28 protein-coding genes are annotated in these 18595 nt (G+C 51.1%); 25 read left to right on the top strand and 3 right to left on the bottom strand.

The window, feature by feature from the left end; all coding sequences use genetic code 11:
* The first annotated feature begins 110 nt into the window (after positions 1–110).
* From ACNSOI_RS11590 to ACNSOI_RS11545, 10 genes are all read left to right on the top strand, one after another.
* The gene (locus ACNSOI_RS11590) at positions 111–377 is read left to right on the top strand and encodes a hypothetical protein (protein WP_420194082.1); all 267 of its coding nucleotides are present in this window, start codon (positions 111–113) and stop codon (positions 375–377) included.
* Between the two features lie 565 nt (positions 378–942).
* Complete coding sequence (locus ACNSOI_RS11585; RefSeq protein ID WP_041656223.1) at positions 943–1218, top strand: hypothetical protein; 276 nt, start codon at positions 943–945, stop codon at positions 1216–1218.
* A 122-nt stretch (positions 1219–1340) separates the two neighbouring features.
* The gene (locus tag ACNSOI_RS11580; RefSeq protein WP_420194081.1) at positions 1341–1760 is read left to right on the top strand and encodes a GFA family protein; all 420 of its coding nucleotides are present in this window, start codon (positions 1341–1343) and stop codon (positions 1758–1760) included.
* Positions 1761–2274: 514 nt separating this feature from the next.
* A complete protein-coding gene (locus tag ACNSOI_RS11575; RefSeq protein WP_420194080.1) occupies positions 2275–2601 on the top strand; it encodes an antibiotic biosynthesis monooxygenase in 327 nt (108 codons plus the stop codon).
* A gap of 488 nt (positions 2602–3089) precedes the next feature.
* Positions 3090–3647, top strand: a complete 558-nt coding sequence (locus ACNSOI_RS11570; RefSeq protein WP_420194079.1) for a hypothetical protein — start codon at positions 3090–3092, stop codon at positions 3645–3647.
* A gap of 83 nt (positions 3648–3730) precedes the next feature.
* Positions 3731–4120: a hypothetical protein gene (locus tag ACNSOI_RS11565; protein ID WP_420194078.1), complete on the top strand. Its 390-nt coding sequence runs from the start codon at positions 3731–3733 to the stop codon at positions 4118–4120.
* Between the two features lie 116 nt (positions 4121–4236).
* Positions 4237–4608 carry a DUF4440 domain-containing protein gene (locus ACNSOI_RS11560; protein ID WP_420194077.1) on the top strand — a complete coding sequence of 124 codons (372 nt, stop codon included), beginning with the start codon at positions 4237–4239 and terminating at the stop codon, positions 4606–4608.
* A gap of 106 nt (positions 4609–4714) precedes the next feature.
* Positions 4715–5110 carry a hypothetical protein gene (locus ACNSOI_RS11555; RefSeq protein WP_420194076.1) on the top strand — a complete coding sequence of 132 codons (396 nt, stop codon included), beginning with the start codon at positions 4715–4717 and terminating at the stop codon, positions 5108–5110.
* A gap of 85 nt (positions 5111–5195) precedes the next feature.
* Positions 5196–6376, top strand: a protein-coding gene (locus ACNSOI_RS11550) for an IS3 family transposase (RefSeq protein WP_420194075.1) whose coding sequence is annotated in 2 segments (ribosomal slippage) — positions 5196–5492 and positions 5495–6376 — 1179 coding nt in all. Because the reading frame shifts where the segments join, the coding sequence is not laid out codon by codon here.
* A gap of 119 nt (positions 6377–6495) precedes the next feature.
* Positions 6496–6972 carry a hypothetical protein gene (locus ACNSOI_RS11545; protein ID WP_420194074.1) on the top strand — a complete coding sequence of 159 codons (477 nt, stop codon included), beginning with the start codon at positions 6496–6498 and terminating at the stop codon, positions 6970–6972.
* Positions 6973–7117: 145 nt separating this feature from the next.
* On the opposite strand, the gene ACNSOI_RS11540 is transcribed toward ACNSOI_RS11545, so the two are convergent.
* The gene (locus ACNSOI_RS11540) at positions 7118–8419 is read right to left on the bottom strand and encodes an IS1380 family transposase (protein WP_420194073.1); all 1302 of its coding nucleotides are present in this window, start codon (positions 8417–8419) and stop codon (positions 7118–7120) included.
* Between the two features lie 391 nt (positions 8420–8810).
* Here ACNSOI_RS11540 and ACNSOI_RS11535 point away from each other — a divergent pair, with 391 nt between their 5' ends.
* The 11 genes from ACNSOI_RS11535 (at position 8811) to ACNSOI_RS11485 (ending at position 14597) form a co-directional block, all read left to right on the top strand.
* Positions 8811–9149, top strand: a complete 339-nt coding sequence (locus ACNSOI_RS11535) for a hypothetical protein (protein WP_420194072.1) — start codon at positions 8811–8813, stop codon at positions 9147–9149.
* Between the two features lie 91 nt (positions 9150–9240).
* On the top strand, positions 9241–9462 hold the full coding sequence (locus ACNSOI_RS11530; RefSeq protein ID WP_420194071.1) for a hypothetical protein: 222 nt from the start codon (positions 9241–9243) through the stop codon (positions 9460–9462).
* Between the two features lie 645 nt (positions 9463–10107).
* Positions 10108–10746 (top strand): hypothetical protein, encoded by a 639-nt coding sequence (locus ACNSOI_RS11525; protein ID WP_420194070.1) that lies wholly within the window; start codon positions 10108–10110, stop codon positions 10744–10746.
* Positions 10743–11693, top strand: a complete 951-nt coding sequence (locus ACNSOI_RS11520; RefSeq protein ID WP_420194069.1) for a hypothetical protein — start codon at positions 10743–10745, stop codon at positions 11691–11693. Before ACNSOI_RS11525 ends, ACNSOI_RS11520 begins: the two co-directional genes overlap by 4 nt.
* 77 nt (positions 11694–11770) lie before the next feature.
* Positions 11771–12163: a GNAT family N-acetyltransferase gene (locus ACNSOI_RS11515; RefSeq protein WP_420194068.1), complete on the top strand. Its 393-nt coding sequence runs from the start codon at positions 11771–11773 to the stop codon at positions 12161–12163.
* A gap of 149 nt (positions 12164–12312) precedes the next feature.
* Positions 12313–12627 (top strand): transcriptional regulator, encoded by a 315-nt coding sequence (locus ACNSOI_RS11510; protein ID WP_286250317.1) that lies wholly within the window; start codon positions 12313–12315, stop codon positions 12625–12627.
* Positions 12620–12919 (top strand): helix-turn-helix domain-containing protein, encoded by a 300-nt coding sequence (locus ACNSOI_RS11505; protein WP_016914159.1) that lies wholly within the window; start codon positions 12620–12622, stop codon positions 12917–12919. Before ACNSOI_RS11510 ends, ACNSOI_RS11505 begins: the two co-directional genes overlap by 8 nt.
* A gap of 142 nt (positions 12920–13061) precedes the next feature.
* Positions 13062–13319 carry a type II toxin-antitoxin system Phd/YefM family antitoxin gene (locus tag ACNSOI_RS11500; RefSeq protein WP_022992576.1) on the top strand — a complete coding sequence of 86 codons (258 nt, stop codon included), beginning with the start codon at positions 13062–13064 and terminating at the stop codon, positions 13317–13319.
* A complete protein-coding gene (locus tag ACNSOI_RS11495) occupies positions 13307–13609 on the top strand; it encodes a type II toxin-antitoxin system RelE/ParE family toxin (RefSeq protein WP_106695975.1) in 303 nt (100 codons plus the stop codon). Before ACNSOI_RS11500 ends, ACNSOI_RS11495 begins: the two co-directional genes overlap by 13 nt.
* A 146-nt stretch (positions 13610–13755) precedes the next feature.
* On the top strand, positions 13756–14088 hold the full coding sequence (locus tag ACNSOI_RS11490; protein ID WP_420194067.1) for a hypothetical protein: 333 nt from the start codon (positions 13756–13758) through the stop codon (positions 14086–14088).
* Positions 14085–14597 (top strand): hypothetical protein, encoded by a 513-nt coding sequence (locus tag ACNSOI_RS11485; protein WP_138437614.1) that lies wholly within the window; start codon positions 14085–14087, stop codon positions 14595–14597. The genes ACNSOI_RS11490 and ACNSOI_RS11485 overlap by 4 nt, the downstream gene beginning before the upstream one ends.
* Before the next feature lie 66 nt (positions 14598–14663).
* On the opposite strand, the gene vapC is transcribed toward ACNSOI_RS11485, so the two are convergent.
* Positions 14664–15065 carry a type II toxin-antitoxin system VapC family toxin gene (vapC, locus tag ACNSOI_RS11480; protein ID WP_420194066.1) on the bottom strand — a complete coding sequence of 134 codons (402 nt, stop codon included), beginning with the start codon at positions 15063–15065 and terminating at the stop codon, positions 14664–14666.
* Positions 15062–15256 carry a type II toxin-antitoxin system VapB family antitoxin gene (locus ACNSOI_RS11475; protein WP_138437612.1) on the bottom strand — a complete coding sequence of 65 codons (195 nt, stop codon included), beginning with the start codon at positions 15254–15256 and terminating at the stop codon, positions 15062–15064. The genes vapC and ACNSOI_RS11475 overlap by 4 nt, the downstream gene beginning before the upstream one ends.
* 125 nt (positions 15257–15381) lie before the next feature.
* Here ACNSOI_RS11475 and ACNSOI_RS11470 point away from each other — a divergent pair, with 125 nt between their 5' ends.
* The 4 genes from ACNSOI_RS11470 (at position 15382) to yghU (ending at position 18591) form a co-directional block, all read left to right on the top strand.
* Entirely contained in the window at positions 15382–15828 is a 447-nt protein-coding gene (locus tag ACNSOI_RS11470) for an NUDIX hydrolase (RefSeq protein WP_286922074.1), read from the top strand.
* Between the two features lie 69 nt (positions 15829–15897).
* On the top strand, positions 15898–16323 hold the full coding sequence (locus tag ACNSOI_RS11465) for an N-acetyltransferase (protein ID WP_286922075.1): 426 nt from the start codon (positions 15898–15900) through the stop codon (positions 16321–16323).
* An 80-nt stretch (positions 16324–16403) separates the two neighbouring features.
* Positions 16404–17222, top strand: coding sequence for a class I SAM-dependent methyltransferase (locus ACNSOI_RS11460; RefSeq protein WP_420194065.1), 819 nt, complete (start codon positions 16404–16406; stop codon positions 17220–17222).
* Positions 17223–17718: 496 nt separating this feature from the next.
* Positions 17719–18591 (top strand): glutathione-dependent disulfide-bond oxidoreductase, encoded by an 873-nt coding sequence (gene yghU / locus ACNSOI_RS11455; protein WP_061332729.1) that lies wholly within the window; start codon positions 17719–17721, stop codon positions 18589–18591.
* Positions 18592–18595 lie beyond the last annotated feature (4 nt).

The raw sequence follows: 18595 nt of genomic DNA, 5'->3' as shown, positions 1-18595 counted from the left end.
GCGGCCGGTGGCCGCCGGACGCCCTTTACATGGCGCCTTCGTCGCCACTCCAAGGTCGCCGCTGTGCTCGGCGTTAAAAGTTATGGAAAGCAGACTCTAAGGATAGGCGTATGAAGTGGTTTTTGATCTATGCAGCTATGTTATTCGGCTTGTGGCATGCGATTGATTTAAAGGCCGATACTGTCTTGGAAAGTGCTGTTGCTCCCCTCGCTTTTGCCCTTGTTCTGATAGCGTTTCTGGTGTGGCTTTCTGTCAAAGTTAGTGGGTCCCGGTCTTCGTCAACCGGTGACGCAGGTGGAGTAACCTCTGGCGGATTTTTTGGCGGTGGCGGAGATTCATGTGGCGGTGGTGGTGGAGACGGCGGTGGAGGCTGCTAATCTTTTAACAAGTTGTTGTAGTTCGTTCCGGCCTACGGCCTCCACCGGACGCCCCTGTCGGGTCGCCGCTAAACGTCAGCGTTAAAAATCGGGAGAGTATGGGGCATATACGGAAATTCTTTCATGACGCGGCAAGGCTAAAGCCCTACTACAGAGTATGTTCAAATGTAGCCACGGGGTTGGGCGTAGGGATAGGCATCGGCATCTGGTACTTCGCTTTGGTTCCCATCTTAGCCGCTTCGGTAGGAATTGATCTTGCTGGCTCTGCCCAACCTGGCGATCCGACCGCGTTCTTTGCAGGTGCAATGGTTTTGCTGTTGGTAGCGGCGCTAATCGTTTGCGTCCAGGGAGCTTTTTTGTCTCTGGTTTTACTTGGCCGTTTGAAGTTAGCTGAAGTTACTTCGGTAATCTTTCGTTTGCGCTACCCTCGGAGTTGGACCAATTTTTAACAAGTCGCAGCAGTACGCGGCCGATGGCCGCCGGACGCCCTTTCCGTGGCTCCTTCGTCGCCACTCCAAGGTCGCCGCTGTGCTTCGGCGTTATACACAAGGAATGTTCATAGATCATGGCAAGGAATCGCGGCCAAGGTGGGCCGATTGAAACAAGGTTGATCAGCCTTTTTGCATCGCTGTTTTTCTCTATCCCAACAGCAGCATTCGTCTGGCTCTGGGTCAATTTGGAGTTGGCCGTCTACTGGGATGGCTTTCTCAGCAGTCGTTACCTCATTTCCTGTATCTTGGTTTTTGCTGTGTTGGCGTTGCTGCTTCCACGACTTTTTCCGTCAATTCTCGGGGGTGTCTGGCGCGGTATAGCCAAGGTCTGGCATTGGTGGGGGTGGTAGTGTCGTGTATAACCAATCGTTCAAGTTCGCTACCGGCCTGGCGGCCGTCCGCCGGACGCCTACTACGCTGCGCTCCGCAGGCGCCGCTTAACATTCAGCGTTAAGTGCCAAAGGACTGATCGATGCAAGGTGAATGTCTCTGCGGAAGCGTGAAATTCGAAATTGATGGGGAGATACGGAATCTCTATCAGTGTCACTGCTCGCTGTGCCGCAAAGCCACAGGGGCTGCCGCTAACGCTGCCACATTTGTGCTGGGTTCTAGTTTTCGTTGGGTCTCAGGTCAAAGCGAGATCCGGTCGTACCAAAAGCCAAGTGGTTTCCGGAGCGCTTTTTGCTCAAGTTGTGGGAGTCCGGTTCCAAATAGCCTGCGGGGCACCGGGATGGTTTGGGTTCCAGCCGGTTTGCTCGATGAACTCGCCGTATCAAGGGTTTCTGTTCACCTCCACACAGCATCCGCCGCGCCATGGGAGCAAGAATCCGCTGAGTGCGTTCGATTGGAGGGCGGCCCTGAGAGCCTGGAATCACTTAACAAATTGTTGTAGTACGTTCCGGGCCTCCGGCCCTACACCGGACGCCCATTTCGCTGCGCTACATGTGCGCCGCTAAACAAAAGCGTTATGCACTAGATGACCATGGAACATTATATTGAGCTCGTGAGGATTGACGGCGATTGGGAGGGTGGTCATCACGGCCAGTATCCTAAAGTATTCGGAGTCAGCCTCGAAAGCGATAAACCATTTGTGGTTACCGAGGGTTCCGGATGGGGGCTAGGCGGGGCGAGCTATACATTGCCCGGATTATTTGAGGGTAACGCAGCATCGATATTTGATCGGGCTGAGTCTTTGGAGCTGTTTCAGCTTTTATCATCAGCTTACCATTCCGGTGCAAGTGATGAGGTTATAGTGTTGGAGTTGATGCAGCGGTATGGTGGGCATGCATAACCAATCGTTCAAGTTCGCTACCGGCCTGGTGGCCGTCCGCCGGACGCCTACTACGCTGCGCTCCGCAGGCGCCGCTTAACATTCAGCGTTACAAATCAAGGGAGAGTGAGTGGGAATGATCGCCAGGGAATGGAAATGTCAGGTACCTGAAATCCACAGTATTGGGTTCACGGCCTATCTGTATGAGACTGGTATCAAGGACTCATCCGCAACTCCCGGCTTTCTCGGTGCCCAGATTTTCCACCGCACTTTGGCCGGCAAGGTTGAGCTCACCCTCATCACATACTGGGATAAGATGGAGTCAATCAAGGCGTTTGCCGGCAACGATATTTCTCGGGCTCGCTTGTACCCTGAAGATGCGGTTTATGAGCTTGAGCCTGACCTCTCAGTACAGCACTATGAGGTCATCGAACATCAGTTTTCGCCAGAGCAGCGGAGGTAGTCGGGTGCACTTGCTTTGTAACCAGTCGTTCAAGTTCGTTCCCGGCCTGACGGCCGTCCACCGGACGCCCTTTTCTCCGCTCCGCTCCAAAAAGGTCGCCGCTTAACATTGGCGTTAAATGCCTGGCTCCGGCGGTTTTGGGATTGGTGTTTGGCCGCGGCTTGGCAGTTGTTTTCGGGCAGAACACAGCCGCCAGTCAGTCACCGGTTTTGGCTGGTACCTCGGTGTTAAGGTTGAGGGGCAATCCGGCGTAAATTCCGTGCATCATCTGCGCATAGGGTGTTCTGGTTCCTAGCGCCATGGGTTGAGTTGGTGCAACGTATCAGGAGTAGGCATTCAGGTTTGGGTGTCACAATAAAGTGCCGGGTAAACGGCATCTAACAAGGCGCATCAATTCGCGGCCTGCGGCCGCCGGACGCCCTTTTCATTGCGGCTGCGCCTCCATTACAAGGGCGCCGTTGTGCGCTGGCGTTAAATGGAGAGAGATCGTGAGGCTCATTAAGGCATTCTTTGTCGCGCTGCCACTGTTAGGTACAGCCAATGCGGCCGATCTTGATTTACTAGAAGGTGGGTATCGTTTCCAGCTCACGGTGGAGATGGAAAGTGGCGCGCCTATTGAAGCGGTGGAAGGCGTTTTGTTCGTGTCCGCCGCGCCACTCTTTAAGCCGCAAAGTGATGACGATGAGATTTTGACGCTCTTTGAGCGCGGCCTCCGCTTTATGGAGCGAGGACGCGATTCTGGTCCGATGTTCTGCTTCTCAGCGGCTAAGAAGACGGACGGCGATGTTGCCGTGATGGCGGACTATGCAGCGCTGGTCATCGCTCCCATTGAGGATGGTAAGGGGAAATGGTTTCTTCCCATAGCTCAGTGGCCAGATTGGTTGTATGGGATCGAGCTGCGTCAGGACGAAGCTCGTGTCTCGCTAAATGGTGTGGGTGGAGAGAGAGCTTGGGGCTTTAAAGCTGAGCAGTTCCAGGTAGTTCCCGATCCGGAGTTGGGTTTGGGCGAGTGTCTATCCTTCGCGTTGGAGAATCATGGCATTTAACCAAACAATGAAATTCGCTCCCTACGGTCGCCGGACGCTCGTTCCTCGCGCCGTTTATTGTGGGCGTTATGTTTTGAGGAAGCATGGAAGAGCTGACAATTGATCAAATTTTGGCGCATGCAGAAGTCCGAATCAGGAGAGCACTCTTTTGGTCGATTCCACTCCTGCTCCTGACTCTTGGCCTTCCCGTTGCTGCTTTCTATGGAGTGCTGGTGCCAGAAAATGAAAGTATCTCAACCTGGTTTCAGCGGAGCGGCTCAATAATGGTTATCTGTTCCCTATGGGTTGAATACAAGCTTTTCGGTATCAATGGCGACGTCTTTCCATCAGGTCTTTGTAGCGGTCAGGAGGTCAGGCTCGCTGAGCAATATCAATTACGAGTCCAAATCGTAAAATACCTGGCTGTGGTAGGTGCCCTTGCCGGAACTGTAATTTGGGGTTATGGGGATCTGCTGTGGCAGCTAAAAACATAACCAGTCGCTGTAGTACGCGGCCGATGGCCGCCGGACGCCCTTTACATTGCGGCTTCGCCTCCATTACAAGGGCGCCGCTAAGCTAAGCGTTACGCGGAATGAAGGGGTAGTCGGGAGTGGATGAACTAGAACAGCTAGAGCGCGAGTTGCACTCCGCCGGGACTCGACAGTCCGCAGCTAGACTAAGGGAGCTTCTGCGCTCGGATTTTCGGGAGATCGGGCGATCTGGTAGGGAGTATTCTCGACATACCATATTGGAGCGGTTAGTAGACGCGGAACCGCCAAAGGTCCACGCTGAGAACTTCCAGAGAATGGACTTGGACCCAGGTGTTGCCTTGGTTACCTATCGATCGGCTCATATTGATTCTGAAGGGCGGCTGCATAGGGATAGTTTGAGGTCATCGATTTGGATTCGAGGCGAGGAGGGCTGGCAAATGGTGTTTCATCAAGGAACTCCGATCGAGAGGGCTCCCGATGAATCCGCGTAACCAGTCGCTTGAGTCCGCTCCGGCCCTGCCCGGGCCTGCGCCGGACGGGTTTTCCGCTTCGCTACAAACCCGCCGCTCAGCTCGGCGTTAGTGGCCAAGGAAAGCTATGAACAAGGCAATCCATTTCAAAACATCGATGTTCGATGTCTCAAAGGAAAAAGAGAATCCGATAAACCCGATATATGGGCTATCGCTTTTGGAATGGTTGAGAAGAAAGCTGGAAGGCAAGATCGATATTACGGAGCCGGACGCAGAGGATTGGGGCTGGTTTAGTGAGCTCGAATATGATGGCAACAACTATCTTATCGGAGCGTGTGCATTTTTCGAGAAAGGCGACGATCCAACATCAGAAATCGAATGGGTCTTTCAAGTTCATAAATTCCGTAGCCTGAAAGAGAAGTTGCTTGGTCAAAACAAGATGACTGTCTCCGACAGTTGCTTTCAATTCTTCAAAGAGCTTTTTGATCAAGAGCCAGGGATCAGGGAGGTGGAAGTTGCCTAAGCCACTAACCAGGCAGTCAACCGGACGCTGGACTTCCCCCACTTCAGTGGACACGCATCGATAACTCCGCAACAGGAGAAGAACGATGCCAAAGATGCTCACGGGGAAGAAGACCCAACGCTATAGCGTCGAGTTCAAAGTCAAAGCAGTTGAATGGAGCTACCAGACGCACCGGAGCGTGAAAGGTGTAGCGGAAGCGCTGGATATACACCCCTTCATGCTGTCACGCTGGCGAAAGGAATACAGAGAGGGAAAGTTCGCCATGAAACGGGTCAAGAAAGCTCCGGCGGGAGCCAAAGAGCTGATGAAGGAGCGGGATGAGATCAATCGCCTGAAACGCCGAGTATCGGAGCTTCAGGAGGAAAACGACATCCTAAAAAAGTTTCAACGTTTTCAGGCCGAGGAACGACGGAAGCGTTCAGATTCGTCTGGAAACACCGGGGAGAACATGGGGTAAAGGCTCTGTGTCGCCACCTGAGCATCTCCCGCTCTGGTTACTATGCCTGGGCAAGCCGGAAGCCCAGCCAGAGAGCCGCTGCGAATGCCGATTTGCTGTTGAAGGTCCGTAGAGTCTACAACGACAGCAAGGGGCGCTACGGCAGTCCCAGGGTGTATCAGGCGCTGCGCCGTGAAGGCGAAGTGGTTGGCGAGAATCGGGTTGCCCGGTTAATGCAGGAATGGGGTATGAAAGCTCGAGTCATGCGCGTATACCGCCGTATGACAAAGCTCAGAGAGGATTTAAAAGCCCTTCCAAATCATCGGCTAGATGCGGATAAGCCGGTTGCTGTAAATCAGCACTGGAGCAGCGATGTTACCTACATCAAGCTGGGAAAGAAGTATGTGTTCCTGGCGGTAGTGCTGGACCTCTACTCACGACGCATCATCAGTTGGCGATTGGGCGAAAACCTGAGTGCAGACTTTACTAAGGCAACCCTAAGGGAAGCTTTTATATCGCGAAAGCCAGCCCCCGATCTGTTGTTCCACACGGATCGTGGCATCGAATATCGCGCTCACAAGACCCAGGCGCTGCTGAATCAGCATCGGGTACGACACAGCATGAACCGACCTGGACAGTGCACGGATAATGCGGAGGTGGAGTCCTTCTTCAAGACGTTGAAGGGAGAATTGCTGCATGCCACCAGCTTCGTGACAATGCGGCAGTTACGGAAACATATATGTAACTATATTGAATGCTTTTATAACAGCCTACGGCTGCACAGTAGCCTTGGTTACCGAACTCCGATAGAGTTCGAGGGAATTAACTGATGGGGCGTGTCCATTTTATTGGGGGAAGTCCACGCCAAAAGCGTTCCGCTTTTGGTTCCCTCCGCTGGCGCTCCGGCGCCGGTTACCGCAAGCGTTATGCAAAAAATGGAGAGTAAATTTTGAATTTGAAGAAGTATTTGGTTTTTGGCCTTTCTCTTTTCATGTTGCCTTTCGCCCACGCTGATGTAATGGGCGTTTTCGAGTCATCCGCAAGGCCTACAGAAATGCATGTTTACTATAGAGATGAACGCCATTTCAAATTAGAGTTTGTCCCGAAGGGAGCCTCTAAACCTGTAAGCTATTTAGTTGCGAGTGATGGTAACGCGTTTTTGGTCTCTTCTCGGGGAGGTCAAAAGCTCGCTGTAGATTTTTCTGATCGTATTCAAGCTGATGCTGAATGCGCAGGCAGCGTAAAGTTCTCTAGCCAGGAAAAGCAGGAAACATTTGCTGGACTGGAAGGAACTGCTTTCACAGTTACGGTAAAGAGCAAAAAGCTGCCAGACCCAATGGTATTGGCAAAAAACGAACTGGCTGGAAAGGTCACGAAGGCATATTTTCACGCGCTGTCTACCCTGTCTAACCCGGATTTCTCATAGGTCCCCAGCAAGTCTCGCAGACTGTGCGGGTTACCGCCATTACCGCTCATTGGCGGCCGTGACTGATCAATAATCGATCAATTCCTGTTGTCCGGACACACGGCCCCCTTTCCCCCATTGAGTCGGGCCGGGGGAGCCCGGGCTTCTATCCCGGAACCAGTTGACGCACCAGGTCAGAGAGTTCGTCTTTGTAAGGATAGGCATCGCTCATCAACACCCGTATGCGCCGAGTGTTGCGAATGATGACCGCGCCCACCTTGATCAGCTTCAGCCGCAGGTTACTGGCGCTCATTCTCTCGAAGGGCGTCTTCTTCAAGTGGGCCCGTAATCGCTCGAACAGCGTGTAGGCAAAGCCCGACAGGAGCAACCGCCACTGATTGGTCCACCACCGCGTGCTGGAGGTGCGATCTGCGAACAGACACAACTGCTGATCCTTGATCCGGTTTTCCATGTCACCCCGGGCACAGTATTGCTCGTAGTAGAGTTTAACGCCGTCGTCGTAACGGGAACTGATAATGAACCTGGGGTTGGCACCCAGTTCGCCTTCCTCCAGACGCGCGATCACCCAGCGGGGGTGTTTCCAGGTTCGGGCCTGGTACTGGAACCGGTAGGTGGCGGAGACTTTTTCACCCAGTTCGTTGTGAGCCTTGCGAACCAGCATCGAGGGTACGTCTACCTCCTTGAGCAGCCGGCTGTTCTTGCTGATGCCGACCAGATAGTCCACGTTGTTCCGGTCGCACCAGCTCAGCAATCGGGGACGGTAAAAGCCGCTGTCACCCCGGAACACGATGCGGGTATCCGGCCAGTACTGCCGAATGAACTTCACCAGCAAGGCCAGAATGGCCCAGCTGTGGCGGCTGTCGCTTCGGTTGCTGGTGCGCAGGTAGCTCACCAGCAGATGGCGACCGCAGAACACGTACAGTGGGAAGTAACAATGGTGATCGTAGTAGGCGTTAAAGAACTTGCCGGGCTGGTCGCCATGCACCGGAACATCGGTGCCATCAAAATCCAGCACAATTTCCTTGGGTGGAGTCTCGTGCTGTTCAATGAAGTGATGCCACAGCAGTTCGTGGGCTTTGACCACCGCCTGCCGGTCCACGCGCTGTTCCATGCGGCACAAGGTCGATTTGCCCGCCAGAATGGCATCTTCACCGGTCGCGGTCTGAAGTGCCTGATCAGTGCGTAGCGCCTCGTGATCGTTCAGGTCTTCGTACCCGGCGGCCACGCCAAAGACCCGCTGCCGGATCATGGTCTGAAGCTTGTGGCGAACCAGTACCGGATTACGGGCATCGTTCAGAACCGTAGCCAGGCGCTGAGTGAGCTGGTGTTGTTTGTCGACTTCGCGAAGTAGGAGCAATCCGGCATCGGAGGTAATGTGGCCACCGGAGAAGTCGGCTTCAATTTGACGGCGAGAGAGTGGCGAGAAGGTCAGTTTTTCAGGTACCATTTTGGAAGCGGCTGTTGGTGCTTGGTGGATTGGTTAGGCTCTTGAAATCATAGCACTTTCAGCCGCTTTCTTTTATCCCGTCATGAGAAATCCGGGCTAACGATGGCAAACCAAAGCCTGCTAATTTCTTGGATCCCTTAGCTCTTTTCGCTTGCATCCAGTCTACTGGGTATTCAGCACTGCTATCTGAAAACTCGACGTCACAGTTACAAAAGGTTGAGCAAGTGGAGCTATCAGAGGACTTCTACTCCTTGCCATCTGCCGCCAAGATTATTAGTGCTCCGTAGTCAGAGTAAATGCATAACCATGGGGTGCAGCGGACCGCTTTTCCGGCGCGGTGCGCCTCCAAATCGGCCGCTGAGCCCGGGCGTTATGTGATAGAGCGACATGAGTGATACATCAAGACAACCAAGGGGGAGAGTTGGATATCTCTAGCAAGCCACGAAAATTCGGCATCGTGTTTTTATGTTGGTCGCTCGCGGTGGTGACTGCAAATTTGGGGCTGTCGATACAGCTGGAAACTGAGAAAGCTGCAGTGGGCGCAGGGTTTGATTTCGCATTGCTAGCTCTAAAAACCTTCTTTATCCCGGCATCTATCGTTCTGATTTCACTGGTTTGGCGAAGGTTCCGCAACATGAAATCGATAGTGAAAATCTTTGTCTGGACTAGTGTCCCTTTTTTAGTGCTTACCTTTTTTAGTTTCTTTAGCCTAGGCGTGAATGAACAGTAAAACACATAACAATGTGGTCAACGGGACGCCAACTACGCTGCGCTCCGTTGGCGCCCATTACCACGGCGTTAAAAACTAAGGAGTCTCACAAATGGAACTGAACACCATGATCGGATTTTTTGCAGTCGCATTTGGCCTATACACCTTGGTTGCTCGGCAGCTTGCGCCTCACCAGTTTGCAAAGTTGGGACCAATGAAAGAGAAATTTGGTGAGAGGGGTGGGTTTGTCGTCCATTTCTTAGGCTACACCCTCATGCCGCTCATCGTCGGCGGCATTCTGCTTTATAAGGCGTTTGTCCTGGGGAATTTTTAACCAAGTGTTCCAGTTTGTTCCGGGCCGGACGGCCCTCCACCGGACAGCCTTGTCGCCGCTTCGCTCTGCCAAGGCTGCCGCTGAACAACGGCGTTATGTGTCTTTATGAATGGTGACAGTCTCTTAGAAGAATTCCGAGGAGAGCTTGAGAAACACGGCTTTTCTCAGCGAATCGTGTGGCTGCATTGCGAGCAAATTCGACTTACGAAGAGCGGACTTTATATCTATGCTCTGAATGGGTTCCCCAGTGATGAGCAGGTCAGGGTCACATACGATAAGCACTCGGCTAGTTTCGAATGTGGAGCGACTTTTATGCTTGTCGCTGCCTCAGACCGGGAAAGTTATTGCACTTTGCTAATGGACTCTTTTGGTTCCGACAATGACCGAGAGGTTCAGAAGAACATCTACATATGGGCAAATGAGCCCTACGTGAAGAATTTTGAAATTGTCTGTACTAGGCTGGGGTGGCTCCTTTGCAAGCTGAAGCCTGCAGTTCTAAGCAGTTTGGACTATGCCTTCGCTGTTAAGCAGGCCTACACATAACCAGGCAAGTCACGGCGACGGTTACTGCATTGCGGCTTCGCCTCCATTTCCGCAACCGCGCGTGCTTAGCGGCGTTAGCACCACAAAGTGAGAGATCTAGCATTGGGGAAAGAGCTGAAAGAAAAAGGGTATATGTCATTGTCAAGTGACGCAGAAATGTCGATGCTTGAAGTGGCACAGAACATCGGAACGGTGTTCAGGGTTCCCACGATGCCGTTGGTGCAAACACTGACGCCAAGGCAAAAGGAGAACGAACTAGAAAACACCTATAGTGGCAACTTTGGGCTTGACGAATTTCCTTTTCATACTGATTTGGCTCATTGGTACGTTCCACCAAGATACCTCTTTCTAAGATGCGCTGTCCCTGCGCCTGATGTTGAAACGAAACTCATCGATAGCAGAGACATATGTGGTGATATTGAAGCTAGCATTTTGAGCAGGTCCCACTTTAAGCCTAGGAAGAGGTTAGATAGGGCGGCGAACCTATTAAAGGTCAAGCAAGGTGAGATATTTCGGTGGGATTCAATATTCATAGAGCCTGCAAATAGTAATGCAGAAGAGCTAAAGTTGAAAATTCAATACGCTATAAGTAGCGCAAAATATATAAGCCTGAATCTTGATAGGAATGGTCAGTGCCTGCTCATAGACAATTGGCGGATGCTTCACGGCAGAAGCGCTGTCAGCACGAAGTCAATTGATAGAAAAATAGAAAGAGTTTACTTTGACGAGGTGATGATTTGAACGCTACAAGAACAGTGCACGAATGGTCTAAAGACGCATTGTTTTCAAAATCTCAGCGATACATTGAAACAATGATGGAGAAGGAGCATTCGGATTGGGAGTTTGGTTTTTGGTCTGCACTAACACTTGAGATTTTGGTTCGGGCAGCTATATCCAATATATCGCCCGCCTTGATTGCTGATGGAAAAGATTGGAATAATATTCTATACGCAGTTGGCACTGACCCGAACCAGCAAAAATTCACTCCTAAATCCGCAGACATTTCTGATCTACTAAAACGAGCTGAGACCCTTTTTCCGGATTTTACGAGAGAGATGTTGAATTTTAGCATCGCTCATATAAACAAAAGAAATAGCGAATTGCATTCCGGGGCTTTACCTTTCGATGGTGTAGGCTCCTCTTCTTGGCTTCCAATGTTTTACTCTGTATGCAAAGTTCTGGTGACATCAATTGGCGAAACGTTGGAGGCCTTACTAGGCAAAGATGCGGCAGAGGAAGCCGAGCACCATATTTCTGCTTTGAAGGATGAAAGTGCCAAATCGGTTAAAGGAACCATTAATGCGCATAGAACGATCTGGGATGATAAATCAGACGAAGAAAGGGCTAAACTTTCAGAGCAAGCTGAATTGCTGTCAACGAGGCATCATGGGCATAGGGTTCAATGCCCAGCATGTAGTAGTGTGGCTTTGATACAGGGGCGTTCAGTTGGTGCACCGAAAACCACAGTTGATGAAGACGGAATTGTTGAGAAACAAACAATGCTCCCTGCAAACTTTGCCTGCACTGCTTGTGGGCTAAAAATATCTGGCTATTCAAAGCTCGTGGCATGCGGCTTAGGAAATACATATGTATCAACTAATCATTATGATGCCGTAGAGTATTTTGAGATTGATCTAGAAGAAGAAATGCACAACATGATGTATGAAGACAACAATGAGCCGTTCTAAAGTGCTAACAAACGCAAGCACACGGACAAACTTACGCTGCGCTCCAGTTTGCCGGTGTTGCGGGCGTTAAGCATCAAATGAGAGAGCTCGAGTACATTACGGCAATCCAGAAGAAGTATTCTGGAAAAAGGGACAATTCCAAAGAAATCCTTGTGGCTTCCGGCATAGAACATCCGTTTGTCGTTGAAGATCATGGAGAGGATATCGGCTGTATTTACCTGCATTTTGAGCCACAGATGAATCCGAGTATGGTCTGGGTCATGTATCTTCGTTCCTATTTTCCCGGCAAGGGCTATGGAACCGGGATGATGAACATGCTCTGTGAGTTGGCAGACAAAATGGGAGTTCGTCTCTACTTAGAACCGGTTCCCGATCAAGGGAGCAACAGGACCCAAGGAGAGCTTGCTGCCTTTTACCGTCGGTTCGGTTTCGAGGGTAGTATTACGATGCAGCGGTCACCGATTGCTTAACAAATAGTTCCAGTTCGTTCCGGGCCTGACGGCCCTCCACCGGACGCCCTTTTCTCTGCTTCGCTGCAAAAAGGTCGCCGCTGAACAAAAGCGTTAACCCTTCCACCCGCCACCTTGCAAAACTCCGTCAATGACGTATATTGATCATCATGTTTACCATCATCGAAACCCCTACATTCGAATCAGATGCCAGAAAGATCTGGACTGAGGAGGAACGGAATGCGTTCTTTGCCTGGCTGGCAGCCAATCCGGAAATTGGCGATCCCATTCCAGGGAGCGGTGGATGTAGAAAGGTTCGTTGGTCGGTGGCGGGTTCAGGGAAGCGTGGTGGAGTGCGAGTCATCTACTTCACCAGATTGGCAAATGGTGAGATCTGGTTGTTGGTGATCTACAAGAAGGCCGTCAAGGAGAACATACCCGCGCATATCCTGAAGTCGATTCGTGAGGTATTGGAAAATGAGTAATGAGACTCTGAGTGCTGAGGAGCTTGGTAACAAGCTGCTCCAATCTGTTAAAGAAATGAAAGCAGGCAAAGCCGCACGAGTCAGTCGTGTGGAGCCAAATGAGGTCGCAGAGGCGCGCGGCAAGACTGGCCTTACACAACGAGAGTTTGCCGAGGTGCTCCACATTTCCCCGCGCACGCTACAGGAATGGGAGCAGGGGCGACGTAAACCTTCCGGGCCGGCAAAAGCGCTCATCGAGATTGCGTTTCGCCATCCGGAGGTGATTCGGGAAGACCTCGAGCTCAGGGGTTAACAAGGCCAATCACGGCGACGCCTACTGCATTGCGGCTTCGCCTTCATTTCGTAGCCGCGCATGTTGGCGGGCGTTAGCTGTGATTGCCCCACCTGAAAAGTGATACTATAGTGTCACTATTAGTCTGATTTAGGGTGAGCCCATGAAAGTTGAGCTTGTTACGAACCTCAAGCGCCAAGCCACAAAGATTCTGGCAGATCTGCACTTGTCTAAGGAGCCGATACTGATCACGGAGCATGGTCAGCCATCGGCATATCTTGTCGATGTGCAGGATTACGAGTTTATGCAGCGCCGACTTGAGCTGCTTGAGGGGCTCTCACGGGGAGAGCGTGCTGTACTTGAGGGAAGAACGTACAGCCAAAGTGAGGCCAGGGAGAAAATGAGTAAATGGCTGAAGTAATCTGGACGGAGCCTGCCCTTCAAGAACTGGATGCCATAGCTGAGTACATTGCTCTGGATAATCCTGTTGCCGCAAGTCATCTGGTCCAGGAAGTTTTCGATAAGACCGAGCGTTTGGAAGATTTTCCCCAATCCGGACGGATTCCTCCAGAACTCCCTAATTCAGTATACAGGGAGGTAGTGGTTCCACCGTGTCGCATTTTTTATCGTGAGGATGATAAGCGAGTTCTCATTCTCTATGTCATGCGAGAGGAGCGACAGCTTCGGGCGTACATGCTTGGGAACAGCTAACCAGGCGCGTCACTGGGATGCCTTTGTCTCCGCTTCGCTACGTCAAAGTCACCGGTGCGCTTCGGCGTTATGGCTTTTGAGCATTGCCGCGATTCGAGATAGTATTTTTTGTTCTTAGCTAACCCAAGGAAAGGAGAAAGGGACGTATGGAATGTCCGACCATTTCTGGACTTCGGCTGGACTCTGAAGATCTGGAAGCAATCGAAGCCATCCGAAAAGCCCAGCGTAACGGAAATATGCCGGAAATCATGTTGCCCGCTGGTGTTATGACCACAATCTTTCTTGGTAATAATTCCGCGCAGGCTGCATACAACATCCATTCAACGGATTGGGTACAGTTTGCCGACGCAATGACCCGAATCTCACCAATGGTTAAAAAACGAATCGAAACTATCTCTCAGATGCAGCGTTTACGGGCGGGCTTGTCCTATGAGCAGACACAGTTCTGGCGGGCCGTCGAGGCGGGGTGCCAGCCATGAAAATCTTGAGAACAGCTATAGTCGTTTGTCTGGGCTTGTTTTCGGCAGCGTGCCAAGCGGAGGATGGCAAGCCAGTTTCTTTGCAGTACATTGAGACAAGCATACAGCGGCTGGAGGCCGCTATCGTGGAGTGTGATTCAATTGCTTCGGCGCGAGTCATGCCAGATTCCGAGGTGTTGGATTTGCTGAGACAGTATGAGTATGAGGACGTTCGTGTTTTCCTCATCACTCGAAGTGCGGCGATGGCTGAAGAGTGTCAAAAGCCGCACCTCACTGACTTGGCATACACAATCGGTATGCTGGAAGCATCCACAGCTCACACCGAGGTGGAGGATTTAATCGCTGGCGTTAAACCGCTGATGTATGGAAAAGAAACGTGGGCGCTCAAAGAAAAATATTTTCAATTGCCGGAAAGTATGCGGGAAGAGCTAGAGTCAATACCGTACTTTCAGAAGCCTTTTCGTAATATTCCGATAATCGAAAAATTGGAGTCCGCGAACAGGCCATAACAATTCGCTGCACACGGATGGCCTTTACGCCGCTCCGCTCTGTAAAGGCCACCGGTGAGTTCCGCGTTAGGCTTCTCTCAGAGCAGGCTCAAGTCCAAGGTGATCGACAAAAGGGATAAAGTCGCGATCTAGAAACAGCAGTGGTAGCTCTTTCTCTATGCAGAAGGTCGCGATGATCACGTCGGCAGTTTTTCGGATTGTGATGCCCTTTTTGCGGAGTGCCCGATAATTGTCAGCGCAAACAACTGCCATGTCTTTGCCAAACATTTCATACTGTTCCAGCGAGAGCAAGCTTTGTTTGGTCTGACGATAGTGTTTGTCGTCGCGGATGCCTTGCAGGATTTCCAGAAATATGAGGTCGCCCATAGCGACGGATCCGTGAATTATTGAGGCATCCAACAGGTCAGTGTGCGGGTTTTTGACGCCGTTGAAATAGTCGATCCAGACACTGGTATCAACCACTGTCATCCAGCGCTCCGCATTTCATCCAGATTGCCTTCCCACTTGATCTTGCCTCGCAGCTTTCGAATCTCCTGCTGCTTGCTACGTTGGACCAGAAGTTTCAGGCCTTGCTCAACGGCTTCTTTTTTGGTTTTGTAGCCGGAGGCTTTGAGGGCTTCGGCCATCAATTGGTCGTCAATTACGATGTTCGTTCTCATAGGGCACCTATGTGTATATGGTTCGATTTCTATACACAATCTAGCACTTCAAAGAGAGCATAACAATCGGCTGCACAGCGTGAGCAGGGCGTTAAACGTTCGAAGCGGTCATGGAGCTGTAGACAATGGAAACAAGAAAATCATCACGACTCATAATCGTTGACGAATCAGGACGGTTATTGCTGTTTTTATACAATGACGAGCACCAGTCTCCGTTTTGGGCAACAGTGGGAGGAGAGCTGTTGCCTGGCGAAGGCTATGTCGATGCTGCTAAGCGAGAGCTGTATGAGGAAACGGGGCTAATACAGGACGTTGGAGAGGTGCTAAGAGATCGTGATGAAGTATACGCAGTAGCGAGGTCGGTACCAGCTCGCTGGCTCGAAAAATACTTCTTAGTTAAATGGCCCTCAGGTGCAGATGTATTCGCAGCGAAATGGACGGATGAGGAAAAGAGTACCATTCAAAAATGGAGATGGTGGAGTTTAGCTGAAATGCGAGAAGAAAAAGCGTCTCAGTTCAAGCCAGAGTGGATTCCTGATTTACTTCGTTCCGTGCTACGTGAAAGCGATTAACAAGTAGCTCCATTTGAGCGCAAAGTGGCGCAAATGAGCCAGATGGTGTGAGTAATAGGAAATAGTCAGATGATTCGCGAGTATAGGCAAGCTGATATCGATCAAGTCTTAGCGATTTGGCTTACTGCTTCGATCGAAGCTCATAATTTCATCGAACCTCAATTTTGGGAGTCAAAGGTCAGTGAGATGCGGGATGTATACATTCCTGCATCGGAGACATTTGTACTGGAATATGAGAAGAAAATTAACGGATTCTATAGCCTATACGGAAACACTCTGGCTGCGATCTTTGTGGCTCCAGATTCACAGGGCAAGGGAATGGGAACGGCATTGCTTGATGACGCTAAAAATAGGCGAGACAGCTTGCGGCTCTCCGTTTACAAAGAGAATGTTCCTGGTCTCAATTTCTATGAAAAACATGGGTTTATTTTCCTTGATGAGCAAGTCGACGAGCATACTGGTCACCCTGAACTGATCATGGAGTATCACTCCTAAAATGTTCTTCGGTCGGACAAGTAATCCGCTGCGCTCCGTTGCCGCCAATTACCACGGTGTTAAGTGACTGAGGAAATACAGTGCAATTTTTTAAAAATCTGTTCGAAAAAAAGGAAGAGCCTGAACCTACAGTCACCATTGAGGGGGCCGGTTCTTTGGTCCTGAGGACCACGAACCTTTTTGGTTCGGCGAAATACATGGTAGTGAAATTTACGTTGGCTGCGATACGTAAACACTTAGCAAGTCATATGGGTCCGAAGCGCGACTGGGATGCAAGCGTCATGAAAGATTCAAAGAAATTTTGGGACAACTGTGCAGAGAAATACATAAAAAGCCCTATCAAAGATGAAGCTACATATCAGCAGAAGTTGGCCATTACTCAAGCGTTCCTGAAATCGGACTGGAAGGTACTCGAGTTCGGATGCGGCAGTGGCGCGACCGCTATTTGGCACTCCGCTTATGTGAAACACGTTGTCGCGACGGATATATCCGACAAGATGATAGAGGCGGCCCGACGAAAAGCCGCCGAGGCGGGTGCTGAAAATGTCACTTTTCAGCAAGGCACGCTAGACACCCTCGAATTTCAGGATGAAAGCTTCGACGCTGTTTTGGGGCTCAATGTGTTGCATCTTTTGGAGGATGTTGATGGCGCAATTGTTAACATTCGTCGACTTCTAAAAGAAGGTGGTGTTTTTGTTTCCAGCACATCGCTAATCGCAGAAATCAACTTGGCTTTTCGGTTGTTGATCTCTGGCATGCAGTTGTTCGGTCTGGCTCCTTATGTCAGCCGACTTACCAAGAGTCAGCTTACTTCCAAGCTACTGAAATCAGGTTTTACTATTGAACGAGAGTGGCAAACCAGTCATGAATCGATATTCTTAGTCGCTAGAAAAACATAGATGCCAACGAATGGCGGAGCGGTGACGGCTTTCCGCCGCGCGCTATGCACAGAAGGAGCAATACATCGTGAAGAAAATCTGGATTGTTTTTGCCGTCTTTGTTGTGACGACTGGGTGCAGCAACAAGGCTGTGTATGACAATATACAGCACAATAATCGACAGGAATGTAACAGTGCCCCTCCTGCCCAATATGAGGAATGTATAGAGCGCTCCAGTAAGACATACGAAGAGTACAAGCGGGAGCGTGAGGCGGTGATTGGGGAGGGTTGATTGGCTTCTGAGTGGTTTAATGAACCCTGACCCCATTCCTATTATACAGCCCATGCCCCGATGTGCCGCTCAACCCGGTCGCTTTCCTTGAGTCCCACCAGTATAGCCCAGTGATATCTCCCGGATTTGATCCGGCGCATTCTCAATGCGAACACAGGTGCTAACGGCAGGGGCAATCAGGTAAAGTCGGTCAATAGCTTACTCACCGTCAATCGGAGACCAAACATGAGTGATTCAACCTATACGCCTCCAAAGGTCTGGAAATGGGACAGCAGTAACGGTGGCAGGTTTGCCAACATTAATCGTCCCGTTGCCGGGCCTACCCACGACAAAGCGTTGCCGGTGGGGGAGCATCCATTCCAGCTGTATTCCCTGGCTACGCCCAATGGCGTGAAAGCGACGGTGATGTTTGAGGAGTTGCTGGAGAAGGGTATCAAGGAGGCAGAGTACGATGCCTGGCTGATCAACATCATGGAAGGAGATCAGTTCAGCAGCGGGTTTGTTGAGGTAAACCCGAACTCCAAGATTCCAGCGTTGCTGGACCGCAGCGAGAATCCGGCCGTGCGGGTGTTTGAATCCGGATCTATTCTTTTCTATCTGGCGGAAAAGTTCGGTGCCTTTTTACCAACAGACCGGGCCCGGCGCACAGAGACGATGAACTGGCTGTTCTGGCAGATGGCCAGTGCGCCCATTCTGGGTGGTGGTTTCGGGCATTTTTACGCCTATGCCCCGGAAAAATACGAGTACCCGATCAACCGTTACACCATGGAGGTGAAACGGCAGCTGGATGTGCTGGATCGCCAGTTGGCGGACAACCAGTACATCGCCGGTGATGAATACACCATTGCCGATATGGCAATCTGGCCCTGGTATGGCTCGCTGGTGAAGAACACGGTGTACGAGGCGGCGGAGTTCCTGGAGGCCCATACCTACACGAACATTTTGCGTTGGACAGATGAGCTGGCCAAACGCCCCGCGGTGCAACGTGGCCGCATGGTAAACCGGGCCTGGGGTGAGCTGTCTTCCCAGCTGCACGAGCGGCATGATGCCAGTGACTTTGATTTGCGTACCCAGGACAAGCTGGACGGCGAAAAGTAAGGAG

It is taken from the genome of Marinobacter sp. GH_1 (assembly GCF_048595985.1).
In the GTDB taxonomy this organism is placed as follows: Bacteria; Pseudomonadota; Gammaproteobacteria; order Pseudomonadales; family Oleiphilaceae; genus Marinobacter; species Marinobacter shengliensis.
The sequence above is the reverse complement of the archived record's forward strand: the minus strand, read 5'-3'. Positions and strand labels throughout refer to the sequence as shown.

Coding starts and splice junctions, on each gene's coding strand:
- ACNSOI_RS11590 (WP_420194082.1), top strand. CDS start 111: ATGAAGTGGTTTTTGATCTATGCAGCTATGTTATTCGGCTTGTGGCAT.
- ACNSOI_RS11585 (WP_041656223.1), top strand. CDS start 943: ATGGCAAGGAATCGCGGCCAAGGTGGGCCGATTGAAACAAGGTTGATC.
- ACNSOI_RS11580 (WP_420194081.1), top strand. CDS start 1,341: ATGCAAGGTGAATGTCTCTGCGGAAGCGTGAAATTCGAAATTGATGGG.
- ACNSOI_RS11575 (WP_420194080.1), top strand. CDS start 2,275: ATGATCGCCAGGGAATGGAAATGTCAGGTACCTGAAATCCACAGTATT.
- ACNSOI_RS11565 (WP_420194078.1), top strand. CDS start 3,731: ATGGAAGAGCTGACAATTGATCAAATTTTGGCGCATGCAGAAGTCCGA.
- ACNSOI_RS11555 (WP_420194076.1), top strand. CDS start 4,715: ATGAACAAGGCAATCCATTTCAAAACATCGATGTTCGATGTCTCAAAG.
- ACNSOI_RS11540 (WP_420194073.1), bottom strand. CDS start 8,419: ATGGTACCTGAAAAACTGACCTTCTCGCCACTCTCTCGCCGTCAAATT.
- ACNSOI_RS11530 (WP_420194071.1), top strand. CDS start 9,241: ATGGAACTGAACACCATGATCGGATTTTTTGCAGTCGCATTTGGCCTA.
- ACNSOI_RS11515 (WP_420194068.1), top strand. CDS start 11,771: ATGAGAGAGCTCGAGTACATTACGGCAATCCAGAAGAAGTATTCTGGA.
- ACNSOI_RS11510 (WP_286250317.1), top strand. CDS start 12,313: ATGTTTACCATCATCGAAACCCCTACATTCGAATCAGATGCCAGAAAG.
- ACNSOI_RS11505 (WP_016914159.1), top strand. CDS start 12,620: ATGAGTAATGAGACTCTGAGTGCTGAGGAGCTTGGTAACAAGCTGCTC.
- ACNSOI_RS11500 (WP_022992576.1), top strand. CDS start 13,062: ATGAAAGTTGAGCTTGTTACGAACCTCAAGCGCCAAGCCACAAAGATT.
- ACNSOI_RS11495 (WP_106695975.1), top strand. CDS start 13,307: ATGGCTGAAGTAATCTGGACGGAGCCTGCCCTTCAAGAACTGGATGCC.
- ACNSOI_RS11490 (WP_420194067.1), top strand. CDS start 13,756: ATGGAATGTCCGACCATTTCTGGACTTCGGCTGGACTCTGAAGATCTG.
- ACNSOI_RS11485 (WP_138437614.1), top strand. CDS start 14,085: ATGAAAATCTTGAGAACAGCTATAGTCGTTTGTCTGGGCTTGTTTTCG.
- vapC (WP_420194066.1), bottom strand. CDS start 15,065: ATGACAGTGGTTGATACCAGTGTCTGGATCGACTATTTCAACGGCGTC.
- ACNSOI_RS11475 (WP_138437612.1), bottom strand. CDS start 15,256: ATGAGAACGAACATCGTAATTGACGACCAATTGATGGCCGAAGCCCTC.
- ACNSOI_RS11470 (WP_286922074.1), top strand. CDS start 15,382: ATGGAAACAAGAAAATCATCACGACTCATAATCGTTGACGAATCAGGA.
- ACNSOI_RS11465 (WP_286922075.1), top strand. CDS start 15,898: ATGATTCGCGAGTATAGGCAAGCTGATATCGATCAAGTCTTAGCGATT.
- yghU (WP_061332729.1), top strand. CDS start 17,719: ATGAGTGATTCAACCTATACGCCTCCAAAGGTCTGGAAATGGGACAGC.